Annotated in this window: 18 protein-coding genes; 5 read left to right on the top strand and 13 right to left on the bottom strand. The window is 40.1% G+C overall.

The window, feature by feature from the left end; translation table 11 throughout:
* Positions 1-92: 92 nt before the first annotated feature.
* The 11 genes from FIB07_11195 to FIB07_11145 all read right to left on the bottom strand — a co-directional run bounded on the left by FIB07_11195 (position 93) and on the right by FIB07_11145 (position 10,109).
* Entirely contained in the window at positions 93-587 is a 495-nt protein-coding gene (locus tag FIB07_11195) for an undecaprenyl-diphosphate phosphatase (protein NJD53421.1), read from the bottom strand.
* Positions 588-639: 52 nt separating this feature from the next.
* The gene (locus tag FIB07_11190; GenBank protein ID NJD53420.1) at positions 640-1,908 is read right to left on the bottom strand and encodes an alkaline phosphatase; all 1,269 of its coding nucleotides are present in this window, start codon (positions 1,906-1,908) and stop codon (positions 640-642) included.
* Positions 1,909-2,015: 107 nt separating this feature from the next.
* Positions 2,016-2,774 (bottom strand): peptidase A24, encoded by a 759-nt coding sequence (locus tag FIB07_11185; GenBank protein ID NJD53419.1) that lies wholly within the window; start codon positions 2,772-2,774, stop codon positions 2,016-2,018.
* A 20-nt stretch (positions 2,775-2,794) separates the two neighbouring features.
* Positions 2,795-3,025 carry a hypothetical protein gene (locus FIB07_11180; GenBank protein ID NJD53418.1) on the bottom strand — a complete coding sequence of 77 codons (231 nt, stop codon included), beginning with the start codon at positions 3,023-3,025 and terminating at the stop codon, positions 2,795-2,797.
* Between the two features lie 72 nt (positions 3,026-3,097).
* A complete protein-coding gene (locus FIB07_11175; protein ID NJD53417.1) occupies positions 3,098-3,325 on the bottom strand; it encodes a hypothetical protein in 228 nt (75 codons plus the stop codon).
* Between the two features lie 29 nt (positions 3,326-3,354).
* Positions 3,355-3,558 carry a hypothetical protein gene (locus tag FIB07_11170; GenBank protein ID NJD53416.1) on the bottom strand — a complete coding sequence of 68 codons (204 nt, stop codon included), beginning with the start codon at positions 3,556-3,558 and terminating at the stop codon, positions 3,355-3,357.
* Positions 3,559-3,645: 87 nt separating this feature from the next.
* A complete protein-coding gene (locus FIB07_11165) occupies positions 3,646-4,857 on the bottom strand; it encodes a hypothetical protein (GenBank protein ID NJD53415.1) in 1,212 nt (403 codons plus the stop codon).
* 1,103 nt (positions 4,858-5,960) lie between these two features.
* A complete protein-coding gene (locus FIB07_11160) occupies positions 5,961-6,959 on the bottom strand; it encodes a phosphate uptake regulator PhoU (protein NJD53414.1) in 999 nt (332 codons plus the stop codon).
* Positions 6,960-7,038: 79 nt separating this feature from the next.
* Positions 7,039-7,473, bottom strand: coding sequence for a hypothetical protein (locus FIB07_11155; GenBank protein ID NJD53413.1), 435 nt, complete (start codon positions 7,471-7,473; stop codon positions 7,039-7,041).
* Between the two features lie 151 nt (positions 7,474-7,624).
* Positions 7,625-8,590, bottom strand: a complete 966-nt coding sequence (locus FIB07_11150; protein ID NJD53412.1) for a hypothetical protein — start codon at positions 8,588-8,590, stop codon at positions 7,625-7,627.
* A 79-nt stretch (positions 8,591-8,669) separates the two neighbouring features.
* Positions 8,670-10,109, bottom strand: coding sequence for a DUF11 domain-containing protein (locus FIB07_11145; protein NJD53411.1), 1,440 nt, complete (start codon positions 10,107-10,109; stop codon positions 8,670-8,672).
* A gap of 83 nt (positions 10,110-10,192) precedes the next feature.
* Here FIB07_11145 and FIB07_11140 point away from each other — a divergent pair, with 83 nt between their 5' ends.
* Genes FIB07_11140 through FIB07_11130 form a run of 3 tightly spaced genes read left to right on the top strand, consistent with a single transcriptional unit; the run spans position 10,193 to position 13,751 of the window.
* Positions 10,193-11,917, top strand: a complete 1,725-nt coding sequence (locus tag FIB07_11140; protein ID NJD53410.1) for a hypothetical protein — start codon at positions 10,193-10,195, stop codon at positions 11,915-11,917.
* The gene (locus FIB07_11135) at positions 11,914-12,771 is read left to right on the top strand and encodes a hypothetical protein (protein ID NJD53409.1); all 858 of its coding nucleotides are present in this window, start codon (positions 11,914-11,916) and stop codon (positions 12,769-12,771) included. Before FIB07_11140 ends, FIB07_11135 begins: the two co-directional genes overlap by 4 nt.
* A complete protein-coding gene (locus FIB07_11130) occupies positions 12,771-13,751 on the top strand; it encodes a type II secretion system F family protein (GenBank protein NJD53408.1) in 981 nt (326 codons plus the stop codon). Before FIB07_11135 ends, FIB07_11130 begins: the two co-directional genes overlap by 1 nt.
* 81 nt (positions 13,752-13,832) lie before the next feature.
* Here the strand turns inward: FIB07_11130 and FIB07_11125 are convergent, their stop codons facing one another.
* Positions 13,833-14,351 carry a hypothetical protein gene (locus FIB07_11125; protein ID NJD53407.1) on the bottom strand — a complete coding sequence of 173 codons (519 nt, stop codon included), beginning with the start codon at positions 14,349-14,351 and terminating at the stop codon, positions 13,833-13,835.
* A 203-nt stretch (positions 14,352-14,554) separates the two neighbouring features.
* Here FIB07_11125 and FIB07_11120 point away from each other — a divergent pair, with 203 nt between their 5' ends.
* Both FIB07_11120 and FIB07_11115 read left to right on the top strand, forming a co-directional pair.
* Positions 14,555-14,806 carry a hypothetical protein gene (locus FIB07_11120; GenBank protein ID NJD53406.1) on the top strand — a complete coding sequence of 84 codons (252 nt, stop codon included), beginning with the start codon at positions 14,555-14,557 and terminating at the stop codon, positions 14,804-14,806.
* Positions 14,793-15,215 (top strand): PIN domain-containing protein, encoded by a 423-nt coding sequence (locus FIB07_11115; protein ID NJD53405.1) that lies wholly within the window; start codon positions 14,793-14,795, stop codon positions 15,213-15,215. Before FIB07_11120 ends, FIB07_11115 begins: the two co-directional genes overlap by 14 nt.
* Before the next feature lie 14 nt (positions 15,216-15,229).
* On the opposite strand, the gene FIB07_11110 is transcribed toward FIB07_11115, so the two are convergent.
* On the bottom strand, positions 15,230-16,090 hold the full coding sequence (locus FIB07_11110; protein NJD53404.1) for a hypothetical protein: 861 nt from the start codon (positions 16,088-16,090) through the stop codon (positions 15,230-15,232).
* Positions 16,091-16,109 lie beyond the last annotated feature (19 nt).

The following is a 16,109-nucleotide window of genomic DNA, read 5'->3' as shown; positions in this document are numbered from 1 at the left end:
AAAAGTTAGGCCATACATATTTGAATTAGCAAGGAGTTCTTTGCACTAAGGTTTGTCAAAAAAATTAGGCTGATTTTACGTTTCTTTGAAAGTCAAGTAAAACCCTGGGCAATCCCCAGATAAATTGAATCTTTCAACATCAGCTCTTTGTCCGTGTTTTTCCTGCTTTTAGCAGTCCACTGGAATATTCCTGTCAATATCAGGAAAAATGCTATTAATATCATTGCTGCACTCCCTGCAAAATTAAATTTATCCAGACCGAATAATAAAAGCGGAGTCCCGATAAGACCTGTCAGCAAGGTCGTAATAATGATGAAGCTTGTTAATGTGTTAGCATGTGTATCTTCTGCTGGGTTTTTGATGTAATTATAAAGATTCTTCAGGATTCCAAGAATTTCTATTTTGAAGTAAACCATGGCTGCCAGCAAAGTGCCTATATGCAGCCATAATGCGATCACAAGGGCTTCAGAAAGGGTTTTGTTGTAGAATTTTACCATAATAAGGGCTTCCACGCCCTTGCTTGAAACAGGGAGCCATTCAAGTATTCCCTGCAGAGTTCCAATTAAAATATAGCTTAGAACATCCATATTTTCGTAAAAAATCCGCCGGAAAAACCGGCGGTTCGTATTTCAACATATACTACTGTTTAATAGCCTTTGCCATTACTCCATAGAGGTCTGTATTATCAACAGCCCTTCCTAATGCTTTGCTGCCTGGACCCTGGCTCCAGATAATAGTATCTACGCCAGTATGGTCACCGCTTGTCCAGCCAGCGTCCACAGACTCACCGGCGCTGAGAAGCTTATCAGGTCCGTTTATGGCAAAACCGCCTGTTTCGTGGTCAGGAACTACAATAAGAAGAGTATGTTCTCTTCTGGCGGGGTTTTCGTTTACCCAGTCCAAAACAACCTTCACTGCCTCGTCAAAGGCTAAAGTTTCACCGATCTGGTAATTCAAATCATTAGCATGATTAGCCCAGTCAACCTGGGAGCCTTCGACCATGAGGAAGAAACCATCCCTATCCTTTTCCAGGATATCAAGGGCGCCTGATGTCATTTCCGGCAGTCTCGGCTCTGTTATTCCGGATGTACGAAGATATTCAGGTGTCATGCTGCTGTTATTAAAAAGTCCAAGCAGTTTCACAGTTCCGTTTGCTACGGCAGAATCCATTCCGGCTTTGGTATAGACTAATGAATAACCTTTTTGCTCAGCCTGAGATATGAAGTTTCCAGAAGTACCGCATTTATCCTGTTTTGTTGAATTAAATTTCTCAACACCGCCACCCAGCATTACATCAACTCCGGTCACCTGAATGTATTGCCTGGCAATTTCATTCTCGCAGTTGCGGGACTTAACATGTGACCCAAATACTGCCGGCGTGGCATGGGTAATTGTGGAAGTAGCCACAAGACCTGTAGCTTTACCTTCTGCTTTAGCCAGTTCCAGAATGCTGGGATTATAGGGGCGGCCATCATTATGATAGCAGATTTCGCCGTTATTGAATTTCTCACCGCATGCCCAGGCTGAGCCAGCGGCGGCAGAATCGGTTATGATGCTGTTGTTTGAATAGGTTCTCTGGTATCCGATGTTCTCAAGCGTCTCAAAATATAAAGGTGCACCGCCAGGCCCGCTCTTATATATCCTGGCTGCTGTCGTATCTGCCATACCCATACCGTCAGGTACCATTAAGATGATGTTTTTGACTTCTTGATGGTTCTCCTGGTAGTTTTCAGATCCCGATAGCTCATTCTGATTTTTACTCGCATTTATAGATGGCACAAATATAGCTGCCAGCACATTAGTTAATATCAGCAGTGTGCAAATTCCAATTAATTTACTTTTTTTATTCATTATTCCTCCTTTCTTAAGTGATACAAAATCAATGATTTTGCTATCGGAGATATTCATATTATAAAGTTTATATAGCTGATCAAAATAATCTATATAATCTATATAATATCAATATTGTCTGGATTTATCTTAAAAAGTCAGGGGTTTCCGTTTTTCATATTCTCTCATAGGAGAAATTTAATTAACTCAAACATCAGATCACCGTAGAAAACAGCCGTGAAAAAACCTAACGTTATGGGAATCATAAAAGGTAACTCCGGGGTCACCCAGATCTCATCTTTTATTAAACATTTCCCTGAAAGATCCTTAAGCTCCCTGATCGTTTTCTCGTTAATTTCCATACCATCCCATTTAAAATGGGATCTGACCCTGCCATCTGTCATTTCAAAACCCCGGATCAACCGGATATGTCTGCCTGCAAGCTTTGAAATTCTCGTTTTATAACCCATGAAAATATATGCCGGATTATCGAAATTTAAACCCATTTCCGCCAGGTTATATAAAGCCAGCCCGATGGGAACGACAGCTGTCAGTAGTGCTGCGTTGGCTAAGATACTCAGGGCAAAAATATCATAGATGGGTTTATTCAGGGGAAAAGCATATCCCAGAGCCTGGAAACCCGGATAGGTCGGAATGGTCAATGACATGACCATAAGCGCTTTGGCATCAGCCCCGCCGAATGCGCCTGTTTTAAAAAGGATATAGGCAAGTATGAAGATGAATCCTGCTGAAATAATCAACGGACGCAGAGCAAGTTCCTTATATAACGAGAAATCATAAGAAATAGAAATAATGCTGCCAACAAGCATTACCAGCCATACATTATTGGCCACCCTGCGCTTTTTAATATCCGAATAACATGCATAAAGCAGAAACGGAGTACAGAATAAGATTTTTAAAATATCAAATACGCTCTTTTCCATCAAATCCTCTTGCTGATATTTTATTGTAACTGAATATTGATTTCTTTCGCCTTTTCCAGGATCATTTTTCCTTTATCTGTAGTTATGTATTTATTGTGTAGGTAATATATAAATCCTTTTTCCAGGAGAAAACCAAGATATTTTTCTGTTAGCTGAAAGTTCAGGTTCGCACCATAGACAATTTTTGTTTTATTTACTCCTTTTTTCGCAATTTCAAGAATATCGATAATTATATCAAGCCTTCCCCGCATATTGTTCCTCTTTTTTTTATGTCCGGAGGCAAAGTCATCTTCTGAAACTGTTGATGTACAGGATCTCTACTTTTAATTATACGTGATATTCTTCTCCATCATGAAATTAATTAAATTATCAATCCATCTTTTCATTGTCACGCCGCTGCGGGCATAACTCAGCAGTGTACGTTCGATCCCATCTCTCCATGGCACTCCCCTGTATTTTGCCTTGAATTCCTCTATATGCGCCTTTTGCGCTGAATTCTCAAAAACACGTGATAAAGTTTTTAGAATATATTGCAAATTCTTTTTTTTCATAAATCTCTCCCTGATATCTGAAATCCTGATTAATAATAATTATTTTTTCTTTTATCTTTTCTTTTGCAAATCGCTATAATCCTGTTTTCAGGAACTCTGTCCCACCTATTGAAGCTGCTTATGTACAGTATATCCTCGTTACGGCTCCGTTCTATGAACCGGATATCTCCTCCTTCATGGATCTTACCCGACTCGAGTTTGAATTTTACTATGTCTCCTGTAGAATATTCCATACATTCACCGTTATTCATTTTTGCTGGATGGTTAAGCTGATAAGAAAAAAGAAATTATGAGGAACTTTCCTCATAATCGATGTTTATTTAATTGCTGAAGAATCCTTCCTGCTGTACGATCTTCTGTCCGTCCGGGGTCATAATCCAGTCAAGATATGTTTTGATTGCGCCTGTAGGTATGCCCTGGTTGTAGTAGAAGAGATCTCTTGAAAGACCCTTTCCGGTTGATGTTAAGCTGATGCTTGCTGAGTCGTAATCCTTGCCTACACCCTTAGTATCACTATTAGCTGCTGTATTGTTCATTTTTCCAGCCAAGACGTTAACATTGCCATTCACATTAGTGCCGGTGAATCCTACATCAACGAATCCGATTGTTTTCCCTGTTGCATCGTTGGCAATTGCATCTCTTATACCCTGGTTGCCTTGGTATCCTGTAACGTTGCTCGAATTAAGCTGTTTGTCGACTGAGTTGACGAGACCGATCCATGCCGCAAAAGTTTCTTCAGTTCCAGATTTGTCTGAGCGCTGAACTACTTTATAATTCGAGACAGGTATTATGGCGCCGTTTTGGTATGCGTTCTTCAAATCAGTGAAGCATATATTTGTAGCTGAGTTTGCGCATCCTGTACTATTATCAACATTAAATTCAGTCTTACCAGCCATTACGATCATGCCAGTTCCAATCTTTGACTCAAAGACTTTGGCATTCTCTCCTGCTTCCTGGATGATTGCTGTTTCTCTCTTTGGTATAACTATTCCAGATATGGTCTTATCACTGGAAGACCACTTGGATGAGCTTGCGCCCATTTCTTGAGTTGGTTTTGTTGTAGTCCATGCTAATAACTGCCCAACTTCAGAGCCTCCGCCGCCTATGTTGATTGTAATAGCAGGGTATTTCTTCATGAACGCTTCAGCGGCAGCCTGCGTAACGGGCAATAGTGTGGTGCTGCCCTTGATGTCGATCGTTCCCATTGCATTTAAGTTCTTATCTCCAGTCTGATCCTTCGCATTCTGCTGCGAGGACTGTACAAGTATTCCCACACCTGCTGCTGCCACTGCTGCGATCACGATCAAAATCAATGTCGCGATTGCTGGCGAGACGGCTTTTGCGTCATGCAGGAATGCCCTAATTTCCTTCATATTTACCATTTTTATGTTCTCCTTTATTTTTTCTATCCAATATTTAAGTGATGCCCATCGGCATGCCCTCTGAGTGTTATATACTTTCAATTCGAAGTTTGGCGGACACGGATTTATAGCATCACCGATCATACTAATTTCATAAACTATTTTATGCAAACCCTCATAAACTATAGAGAGTTCTATAGTCTATTTTTATTTTCAAGCATGAAACCAGCGCCCCCGCTCTCCCTACGCGGGGGGCATGGTTTCGACGTAACAGAAGCCCTTACTATGGCAAAAGAATGAGTAAGTAAGGGTTCCTTTTTCGGCGTTCTGGCGGCAAGCGTATGAGCCGCCAGAGTCACTCTAATTTTGGAAACTATAATAGGATGAGCCTCATAGACTATATAGAACCATATAATCTACTTTTATTCGTTCAAAGCATGAAACAGGTGCCCCGGATCGGAGATGAAGAGACCTGAGGCACCAGTTCATGATTAATGAAGCCCGGCCATGGGTAAAAAAGTAAGATACGTCAAGGGCTTCATATTCCTCCTACGGGTTGTGTGATTTAGCGGCATGATCCTATAGCCGCCACATCACTATAATTCTATAAACTATTTCAGGACTACCCTCATAAACTATAGAGAGTTATATAGTTTATTTTCCCCTGTAACCGTTCAGGATTTTAAATTTAGAAAATACCGGACAGTAGGTTCTTGATAGATTCATAAATTCACAGGGAAACGCCGTGCATTGAAGACAATATTTTATTTGCCTTTTTTTCTGATTGCGCGTTTTGATATTTAATTTTTATGAGCATGCAAATTTTTTTTGGTAAGTATCCGGATAAATACAGATAAAATTTATCTATGTAATCTATATAGTATTTTTGGAGTTCAGCAGAATAACCATTTGTTGCTACTGAAAAAATAGAAATTGATTCTGATATTTTTCCCGGTTAGGAGTGAGATGGAAAGATTATATCGCCTTGTTTCAGGCTTTTTTTTTAGCTGCAAGGATTATTACACCAAGCGCACCCATCACAGGGAAGACCGCAAATATCGCAGCCGGAAGATTTACTGATGGAGAATACCACGATACAGAAGCGGCGCTGTAGAGTGAAAGGACAAAAATCATAACTGCACCCATAACTTCATTGCGCATACCTGATTCTGGTTGCATCAAATCATAAAACCATCCTACATAGAAACAATAGAGGTATATAGAACAAAACAGGAAAAAATAACGATGCTGCTATATTATAATCAGCCCGATACCTATATACTTTTAGAGAAGTCAATGGCTAGCTCTGCCACATTTGCAGCATAATCCCCTATCCTTTTCACACTGTCTGCTATAAGCCCCAGGGATATAACAGTGTCAGGATTCATACCTGTTGAAATATTTCTGGTTTTTCGCAGATCTTCGCTTATTTTTTTATGTTCGTCAATAATCCTGTTTGCAAGTTCTACATTGCATTTTGTAAAAGAAACGACAGAATCGTTGACAAGCCTGTAAGAAACGATCCCGATTTTAACAATACCTTCAAGCATGGCAGGAGGGATTTTGTCACATGATTCCAGTATTATGCCAGCGATCTTACCCGCATGGTCTGACACACGCTCTAACTGGTCGCTTGCCAGCCTGTAGTAGAATGCCCCTGTCAATCCGAGTTCACTTTTTTCAGATATCCTTGAATGGAGTAAAATATCCATGAACTGTTTTGATATCAACAGGTGGAGTCGATCGATCTCATCATCCTGCTTTACGACTTCAGAGGCAAGAATTACATCCCTTGTGTTCATTGCCTTTATTGTATTATCAAGCATCCATTGCACTTTTATATGCATGCGCCGAAAGCTCATATCGATAGGCATCTCCCCCGGATTCGATATATCCTGGATTATCACTTTATCCGGTGTCTCTTCAATAATCTCAATACCTATCAATTTTTTCACTATAGTTGTTATGTCTTTTTTCTGTTCATATGTTATATTCCTGCCTTTTAGTTCGATCATACGATACCCGGCAACGTAGGTGGCTATTATATCTCTTATCAGCGGCTCGCCTGCCCTCCCATCTATAGTTAAGGTTTTTAGACTCTGAGACACCAAACCGCCGTTTGAGGTTAAAAGAAGGGAACCATCCTCCTGGGGGTGCATATGAACAAGGGAACCTGATATTATTCCGACATTTATAGCCCACTTCTTAGGAAGAGAAACAACGAACGTTGATTTGCCTGTTATCTGGACTTTTCTTATTTCTGGATTGATCATGTTAATGATACTTTATGAGGTCAGTAAATACTATATACCTTTTCCCAAGAATATATAGACCATATATAATATCAGTAGATTAGATGAGTATTTTTTTTCGAAGAAAGGTCCATCCTGATAAGAATATTGCCATCATGACCGTAATTGCTGAAATTGCAAGGATGGCGTTGGAGTACGCTTCGCTCCTGAAATACCAGGATAAACCCCCGAATGTATGTGCCAGCGATATCAGGGCAAGTATGGCTGATGCGCAATAGAAGATATTTTTATCCGAAGAGAGCATTTTCAGTGCAAGGTAAGATGAGAAGAAATAAAAAATCACAGTAAAGAAAACATAAGGGATTACCATGTCGTTTTTGACTGCATATACCAGCAGTGGGCTGAACTCATTCCGGATCAGATTTTCCTTCGACCCCGAAAACCAGATGGTAGTGGAATAATCTATGATTGCAGAGGCAGAAAAAAAGACGGGTAGAGCTATCAATATCTTACCCATCGTTCCATTCATTGACATGGTAATAAGTTAGACTTTATACTATATAAAAATATTACTTATAATTATGATTATTATTATCATTTGGAAAAAGTATAAATTCTTTTCTTCCTTACATATTTTTTCAAAATCTTCTCCACGGCAATACCGCAATTGACTATTGACAATATAATCAGCTAAATTCCCTCGCATAGCTGATATATCCATTCTTTTCTATAATATCCTGTCCTTCAAATGATAGCGCCCACTTTATGAAGGCATCCGCAAGAGATGATTTCCCCTTAGTTACAAAGTATAGGGGGTGTGAAAGCTCCAGAGGATAATAGGAGTTGTTCACATTATCGCTGATTGCAGCAAGCGTGAAGTTGGAATAGCTCATATTTGTGTATGTTATATTGTTACTCTCATTAAAGAGGTCCGCTATATACACATTTCCCAGTTTATCCTGAGAGTCAACATAACCGTATTCTATGAATCCTATAGATTCTGGCATGTTTTTCACAGCATCAAGAATGCCGGCACCGCCTTTAATGGGAATAATACCCGGGGCAATTGTATTGGTCCCTATATACTGGAAAAAGGCGGCCTCTGTACCGGTATAACGAGAACTCATATTCTGCATATGATACACCGTAAATGAACCCGGGGCGCTGTATTTGTTTTTCAGGTCATTTTTGCTAAATTTGATATTCGGCGTGCTGCTATGAACTATGACAACAATTCCCGAAGTGCCAAACTTTTGGGCTACAAGGTCGGGATATTTTTCCATCTCATATGGAGACGGTTCCCTGTCAGAAATCCCGATATCTGCTAAACCGGAAGATACAGAGCCTATGGAAACATTAGAAGTACCGCCCAGGGAATCACTTTGCTGTAACTGGAGCTTCACTCCCGGATTCTTATCATTATAAGCTTTTACGAGCTGGCTCACCGCAGGAATAGCAAGGTCAGAACTTATTACATTTATTTTGATAGCCCCGGTGTCTGCACTGTTGCCATTGCTGACAACCTTATCTGTCTGGGAAGTCACACCCTGCATCGTGCCTGCAAGGAATGCAACGGATCCAGCCACCACTATGATAAGAAGGAGCGCAGATACGACCATGGAAACGGCTTTTGTGTTATCGGTTAATCTCATAAGTAGCTCTGTGTATTTTACTTTCTGATAAAACTAATCTCTATAGATTATAGGGTTCTTTTTTTGGAAAAGAATGTTTCTACAGCTTATTCTTGTCCTTTTGTTTGTCTTTTTTTGGGCTGATGGTCCTATTTATGAACACAGCCAGTCCTCCTCCTGCCAGCAGTACCAGAACTACATAAGGAAGTTGTTGAGGGCTTAGAAAAGACCTGATGATATTCAGGATATTCCTGGATGTATCTGCTAAAGGTAATTCTTCTGTTGGAATTGAAGAAGATTTAGCCGAAGAAGCATTAACAGGAGTTTTTTCATCAGGAGGCACGACGGAAGATGCAGTATTTTCCTGTTTAGAAGGTGATGTAGATTTTATCTCAACCTGATTGGAAACACCGGAGCCTGAATCTTTCTGTGTTTTCGTTTCGGGATTATAATCTGACCAATATTCTTTAAAATCGAACCTTGCATAAGGCAATGTGATATTATCCGAGATATTGTTTAATTTTAATATATAGCTATTGTTATAGGATTCATCCGGCTGCAAAACAGTGCTGAAGTTCAATTCCCCGCCCATTATCTCCATATCAGGTAGAATGGAATCCGCCACCTTAACAAGCGCTGCCCTGCTTCCGTTGTTTTTCACAGTTACATTCACGGTAACATTTCCAGTTTCTCTTATCTCTGTCTTATCGGCGGTCTTTGTGATAATGATATCAGAAGAGCGCAGGATAAAAGAATTGTTACCTGTAGAGAGATTATATGTTATATTATTAAAGATAACATAAAGAGTCGCAGGCGCCAGGGTATATTCCTTTCCTGTAACAGGCTTAAGCGGCTTGATCAAGTATTCTTCCTGCCATATTTCTCCTTTTTTCAGGGATATGCCCCAGCCCAGTTCCCGTGGCTTCGAAATAATGCCCTCAGAAATCGAATCATTCACCCATACATAAGAAAAATCGTATGTACCGATGTTTTTTACAACGACCGATACCGGGATGAATGGATGAGATGGATTCACATGGGCTTCTGCGGGCACCGTCTTAACAATCGTAAAGTTATTCGCAATATCGAATTCGAGATCACTTTTTATCAGAATTTTAAGCTCTGCATACGGAGATGGGATATATTTACCAGTTACAACATCCAGGGCAATTATCCTCAGCGAACCCTGTGCCCCTTCATATACAGTCTCATTGTAAAACTCAGAGCCATCAATGAAAGTATTGTTTTTCTGTGTTAGCGCAGCAAAAAATAAGGAATCTCCATTCCTGGAAATTTTCAATAATACATAATCGTCGCACCCCCATGCTTTTCTTTTAAAGGCGTCTGATTCAACATCACATTTTGTCTTATTTGCAGGCTCTTCCACCGTGCCAGGACGAAAATCTGCTGCTGTAATATTATAACCTGAAATATCAACACTTTTTCCCCAGTACACAGTTGCCATATGTTCTTCCCATTCAGAGGCAGATGCAACCGCTATTATATTCATTAATACAATGAAAAACAGGATAGCTTTCATTGCCCGAAGATAGAATGAGGCGCTATTAGGCTTTTTTGTATATAGTTCATATATTCTATATAGACAAATTATTAATTTAGTTCATGCATTCCCCGGCTGGAATGAAATCATTTTCTGAAAGCCTCAATTTTATTAAATCAGATCAGTTTCCCCTGCACATCCGCAGGTATCTTTTTCCAAAAAGAATTCCTGGTAATGGAAACGGAAGCAAACATAATAGCAGCGCTGAACTTGAATTGCATATTAAGCAGCTTGAGGAACAGATACTTGACAGGAAAGAAGAGCGTAAAACCAATATCATGGAGACCCTGCTGCCCTTTAAGAATAAACCGGTCCGTGAGATAAATTTAACATATCCGCTAGCTCATGACCAGTTTGCCAGGATAACCTATGATAGCAGCACCGAAGAACTCGTCTATGTTCCGGTTGAGCCTGTGATCGAAGGAAGAGAGATGGAAACCTTCCGGATGATCAAGGGCATTTTTGAAGGTGAACTGGATATGGAAAGCATACAGACCAACCGCTATGCATACATTGATAAAAAAACTGCAGAAATTATTGACTTATACAATATAAAAGTAAGCAAGGAAACACGTGATAAAGTGCTTTATTTTCTTAAGAGGGATTTCATAGGATACGGTGAGATAGACCTTTTAATGAATGATCCCGTTATAGAGGATATAAGCTGCAACGGTCCGGGCAGGAACGTCTATATTTATCACCGTGTCTTTGAATCACTTCGTACACTTGTGAAGTTTGAGAACGAATACAAATTAAATTCATTTATATTGAAGATGGCCCAGATATCAGGAAGACATATTTCTATACTTGATCCCATCACGGACGCAACCCTGCCTGAAGGCAGCAGGATTAACCTCACTTACAGTAACGAAGTGACAAGGAAAGGCTCATCTTTCACCATCCGCAGGTTCAGGGGAGAGCCGATTTCCTTTATAGACCTGTTAAAATACGGGACCTTGAATTCCAAACAGCTTGCTTATCTCTGGATTATCGTAGAATATGGTAAGTCGATCCTGGTTTCAGGCGGCACCGCTTCGGGAAAAACAACATTGCTAAACGGTATCTGCCTTTTCATAAAACCAGAATCAAAGATTGTGAGCCTTGAGGATACGGCAGAGATCAATATTCCTCATGAGAACTGGATACAATCCATAACAAGGAGCGGTTTTGGAAGAGGGGAAGAAAGTAAAGGAAATTCCAAACGCGGGGATATCGGCCTGTATGAACTGTTAACAGCCGCCCTGAGGCAGAGACCCGAATATATAATCGTTGGTGAAGTCAGGGGCGCTGAGGCGATCACTCTCTTCCAGGCGATCTCAGTTGGTCATGCTGCCATGGGAACGATACACGCCGGATCCATGGATGAACTTGTTAATCGTATCGAATCCTTTCCCATGAACGTTCCGCGAAGCCAGCTTGCAAGCCTTGATCTTGTAATTTTTGCAAGCAGGATACGCATTAACAACAGCTATGCCAGGAGGGCTATAGACATGGTGGAGATCGGAGGGATTGATCCGCTAACAAAGAATCTTATTACGAATACTGTTTTCCACTGGGATCCTTATACGGATCATTCAAATTACACCGGAAAAAATATTCTCCTGGGAAGTATAGCCGCCGAGCATGGTATACCGATAGAGTACATGGAAAAGGAATTAGAACAGAGGGAAAAAGTGATCGACTGGATGTACAGGAACACGATTACAAACTACAAGGACGTGGCAAAGGTCCTCAAATCATATTACAGCTCGCCAGACGAACTCCTGGAAAAGGTTAATTTGATATGAATAATGCCTATAAAAAATTCTGCTATCGTCTGCTAGGGAAATATATTGAGGGAAGCAGCCTTGAAACTGAATTCTCCTTAACCCTTCGCCAGGCGGAAATTAATATCAGGGGCAGCATGTTCCTATCTATATTACTTGTAAGTTCACTCTTAATCGGACTTGTGATCGGAACGATTTTATTTCTCCTTCCCATTAAAATCTTTAATCCCATAAGTGCTGCTTTTCTGGTTTTTGCAGCGTCCTCAAGTGCGTCATATTTCCAGCTTACCTCAAAAATCCAGAACAGGCGTCTTAACATTGATCGCCATCTGCCTTTTGCTATCAGCCATATGTCCATACTGGCGTCCACAGGCACAACTCCGATGAACATCATTCATTTGCTTGCATCTTCTGACCACGGTGCTGTTTCTGGTGAACTCAAGAAAATCATCTATTCTGTGGATATTCTGGGTAAAGACTTTATAGCAGCTACCGTAGATATTGCAAGGATTACACCCTCCCCGCACATGCGTTCCATGCTCATCGAATTAACCAGAATGGCACACACCGGCGGGAGCATGGAATCATATCTGCACGGAAGGCTTGACCAGCTCCTGATAATCAAACGTGAGATGCAACAAGAGCTAAACCAGTCCCTGGGTCTCTTTAGCGAGATGTATATAACATTCATAAGCACCGGGGTCATTATGGCAGTACTGGGCGTGACAGTCGGGAGTATTCTCATGGGAGGACAGATAGGTCCGTTCAGGTCGAGTGAAGTTTTTAATATATTCATATATTTCATAATGCCTGGAGCCAATATACTTTTCTTTGTGCTCCTGATGGTCATGTATTCACCTTACGGGGAGGATTAATGAATGTTTTAAAAAAGATATTTATCCGGTATAAAATTAAAAGGGAATTCTTTATCCTCCTGATTCCTGCGCTTATAGCAATAATGTTGATCGTGGTTTATATGCTGCCAGCCGGGGATGAAAAAAAACAAAATATAGAATATACACCTGAGGATGCCCCTGTAAATATTAATAAATCATTAAATGAAACAGCGGCAAAACAATCACAGGGAATAAAGATCACTCTTGACCAGGTAATAGTCTTCGCGGTACTGATAACGATAACACCTTACAGTGTAGATGTATATCTTGATAATAGGAGGAAAAGAAGGTACGAGCAGGAGTTTATTGGTTTTCTATATGAACTCTCCGAACTCCTGCGCGGGGGTCTTGATCCGCTGAATGCCCTAACCGAGATAGCATCTCCTGCAGTAGAATCCGAGCAAAGCCTTAACACCCTGGCGCCTCACCTGAGAAAAGCAGCAGCACAAATAGCATGGGGTGTTTCTTTTGAAAATGTTATCAGCAGCATGGCTGATTCGCTTAAAAGCCCGCTGATAAGCAAGTATGGTTACCTCATAGTCCAGGCCTCAAAACTTGGGGCCATCAGTCCGGCTATCATCCTGAAAGCTGCAGACGACCTTGAAAAAACCCTTCAGCTTGAGCGCGAAAAAGAGGCAGAACTGAAGGAATTCATTATGATCATTTATGCGGCAGAATTCATTCTTATCGGAATAATCTATCTCCTCAACAACACCCTCCTGCCCTCTATTCTGGATATGGTGAAGGAAGGATCGGGTGCAGCTTTCGGGATTTCGTCAATTGGAATGGATATCGCTGCTTTCAAAAGAGGTTTCTTCCATGTGATAATGATCAACGCTTTCGCAAGCGGGATCATTGCAGGGCAGATATCGGAGGGAAAGGCAAGGCATGGTTTAAAACATTCGATCATATTAATGATCTTGGGCTATATAGCGAGCCTCGCGTTTTTGCTGGATTAACATTCCCGGATCAGGATTTTGAACACAAACTCTGCAAAATGATGGAGAATAATTAAAATTAATTAAATATTAAATGATTTATTACGCCTTATCTTCTCTGCCCACTGTTTTAGACAGGTTTTCCTTCACAACTTCATTTAATTTTTTGATATTGTCTTCAGAAAGGGGTAAATCTAACTCCATAATCTCTTCTTCATCTATCTCTCCTTTAATTTGACGGCGTCTTATAATCTTGAACTTCCCGGAATGGTTATGGTACTCATTTTGTCTGGCCTTTAAAATAGTAATAATTAAATCAATTACCGATTTTACGAGAACTATAGATGCTGTTCCAAACCCAAGATAAACAATAATTTCTGGCCCAGTTTCATGGCATTCTAAAACAAGTCTCGTTTTGTTTTTATCTATTATGACATCTCCTTCATTTTTTACTGGCCCACTTGGATAAATATATTCATTGATAGTATCCCATGTTTTAGACCAATGATTAAGGCAACAACATCCTCCTTCTGCAGGTTTGATTTTGATAGAAACATAATTCTCATAATCAGCAGGAGTACTCATCAAATCAATTGCTCTATCTATACTTCTAGTATTCATACTATTACTCGTTCTCTCAGGATTTAAAATAACGTGTTTATATAATGATCCTTCCCACAGCCTACACATATCTCAAAATAATTAATTCAATTTTATTGTATAATTGTATTATCCTACAAAAGGACCGCAAGAAAAACACTAACTAAAAATTATAGATTATTAGTTCGAAACTTTGATATGATATCAAAATGATATAATTATATATGGTAGAAACTCAGGTAATTTTTAGACTTGATAAAAGGTTACTTAAACAATTTGATGACACTCTTGAAATGTCCGGATTCAAGACCAGGAATGAATGGTTTAGAGCAGCGATCAGGAAATTCCTTGATGACATTGAACGAAAAAAAGCGCTTCAAAAGCTCAAAAAAACCGAAGTGGATGGATTAGAAGAGAAGGATATCGAACAAATGGTCAATAGATGGCGTTCCGAGAAGACAAATGATAATTATTGATACGAATGTTCTTTTGGCTTTTCTTCTCACAGACGGTATAACTCGTAAAATCATCACAGAAAACCCGGAGATTTTTATGTCTCCAAAACACTGTTATGATGAATTATGGGAACATAGGAACCGCTGGAATAATAACAGGCTGCAGGACGATGAATTACTTGAAATCATTGCTGATGTGAAAAGGCTGTTCGTAATGGTCATATTTCCAGAGGTTTATAATCCTTATGTATTGGAGGCGGAAAAGCTCACTGTCGATAAAGATGATGCGCCGGTTATTGCGCTTGCTTTATCAATCGATAATGAAGGAATATGGACGTTCAACACAAAGCATTTCAGGCAGAAAATTTTTGGAGACCGCATTAAAGTGCTTTCCACAAAAGATGTCATCAAGTTAGTATCCTTTGATTAAAAAATAATAAAACTTCAGCTCACACTTTTCGCAATAAGAGGCAAACCTGCGATGCACGCCTTGCTTAAGGCATCGTCCATATACTTAAGCAGCGCCCTGGGGTTTCCTTTAACCTGCGAATTCAAATTATATATGAACTCTTTTGTAAAGGGAAAGATAGGGTCCATATTCGAGATAGACCTGCTTACAGCAAGCCTTTTAGCTGCCATTAGCTCAGCTTCTTTATCTGCAAGCCCATCCAGGATGTATATTTTGTTTATCCGGTCTATGAAAGAAGGATTAGCTATTTTGATGCCCTCAAGAGCTTCTTTATTACATGTAAAGCACAACAGGCTTCCAGCCTTTATATTATTCACGAGGGATACCAGGAATTCCGTGAAGTTATTATCTGCGCAATCGATATTATCCAGCAGGATGTAGGAAGGCATCTGCTCTGTTAGCATCGTTGATGCCAGTATGCCGTATTCAGTGGGTGTTTTGGAATATTTTAATGATTTTTTTATTTCTTTGACATATCCTGGCATTCGCATCCGCCACATAAAACCCATTTTGTCATTTATTTGCTTCAGCCCGCTTCCAAATAATCTATTCATGTTAGCTGTAAAATCCTGATCAACACTTAGAGTAATATGGAACACGCCGCTCTTGGCAGCTACATCATCAAGCCATCTCAATCTCTCGGTTTTTCCAATTCCAAGGTCTCCTGCGTATGCCACTACGGCTTTTCCCCCACCCGATACTTCTCCAACTATGGATGCCAGTTCACTATCTATCTTCTGGCTCACGTGCAAAAGGCTGACATTACCTATTGATTCAGCGGATATCTCCCTGAATGGATTTGAATTCAGGCCATATAGTTTATAATCATTTGTCATCTTATCTCAATTATTCCTT

Source organism: Candidatus Methanoperedens sp., assembly GCA_012026795.1.
Lineage (GTDB): Archaea > Halobacteriota > Methanosarcinia > Methanosarcinales > Methanoperedenaceae > Methanoperedens.
Note: the sequence above shows the minus strand (reverse complement) of the source record. Positions and strands in the feature narration are given on the sequence as shown.

Coding starts and splice junctions, on each gene's coding strand:
- FIB07_11195 (NJD53421.1), bottom strand. CDS start 587: ATGGATGTTCTAAGCTATATTTTAATTGGAACTCTGCAGGGAATACTT.
- FIB07_11190 (NJD53420.1), bottom strand. CDS start 1,908: ATGAATATCTCCGATAGCAAAATCATTGATTTTGTATCACTTAAGAAA.
- FIB07_11185 (NJD53419.1), bottom strand. CDS start 2,774: ATGGAAAAGAGCGTATTTGATATTTTAAAAATCTTATTCTGTACTCCG.
- FIB07_11180 (NJD53418.1), bottom strand. CDS start 3,025: ATGCGGGGAAGGCTTGATATAATTATCGATATTCTTGAAATTGCGAAA.
- FIB07_11175 (NJD53417.1), bottom strand. CDS start 3,325: ATGAAAAAAAAGAATTTGCAATATATTCTAAAAACTTTATCACGTGTT.
- FIB07_11170 (NJD53416.1), bottom strand. CDS start 3,558: ATGGAATATTCTACAGGAGACATAGTAAAATTCAAACTCGAGTCGGGT.
- FIB07_11160 (NJD53414.1), bottom strand. CDS start 6,959: ATGATCAATCCAGAAATAAGAAAAGTCCAGATAACAGGCAAATCAACG.
- FIB07_11155 (NJD53413.1), bottom strand. CDS start 7,473: ATGTCAATGAATGGAACGATGGGTAAGATATTGATAGCTCTACCCGTC.
- FIB07_11150 (NJD53412.1), bottom strand. CDS start 8,590: ATGAGATTAACCGATAACACAAAAGCCGTTTCCATGGTCGTATCTGCG.
- FIB07_11145 (NJD53411.1), bottom strand. CDS start 10,109: ATGAAAGCTATCCTGTTTTTCATTGTATTAATGAATATAATAGCGGTT.
- FIB07_11140 (NJD53410.1), top strand. CDS start 10,193: ATGCATTCCCCGGCTGGAATGAAATCATTTTCTGAAAGCCTCAATTTT.
- FIB07_11135 (NJD53409.1), top strand. CDS start 11,914: ATGAATAATGCCTATAAAAAATTCTGCTATCGTCTGCTAGGGAAATAT.
- FIB07_11130 (NJD53408.1), top strand. CDS start 12,771: ATGAATGTTTTAAAAAAGATATTTATCCGGTATAAAATTAAAAGGGAA.
- FIB07_11125 (NJD53407.1), bottom strand. CDS start 14,351: ATGAATACTAGAAGTATAGATAGAGCAATTGATTTGATGAGTACTCCT.
- FIB07_11120 (NJD53406.1), top strand. CDS start 14,555: ATGGTAGAAACTCAGGTAATTTTTAGACTTGATAAAAGGTTACTTAAA.
- FIB07_11115 (NJD53405.1), top strand. CDS start 14,793: ATGATAATTATTGATACGAATGTTCTTTTGGCTTTTCTTCTCACAGAC.
- FIB07_11110 (NJD53404.1), bottom strand. CDS start 16,090: ATGACAAATGATTATAAACTATATGGCCTGAATTCAAATCCATTCAGG.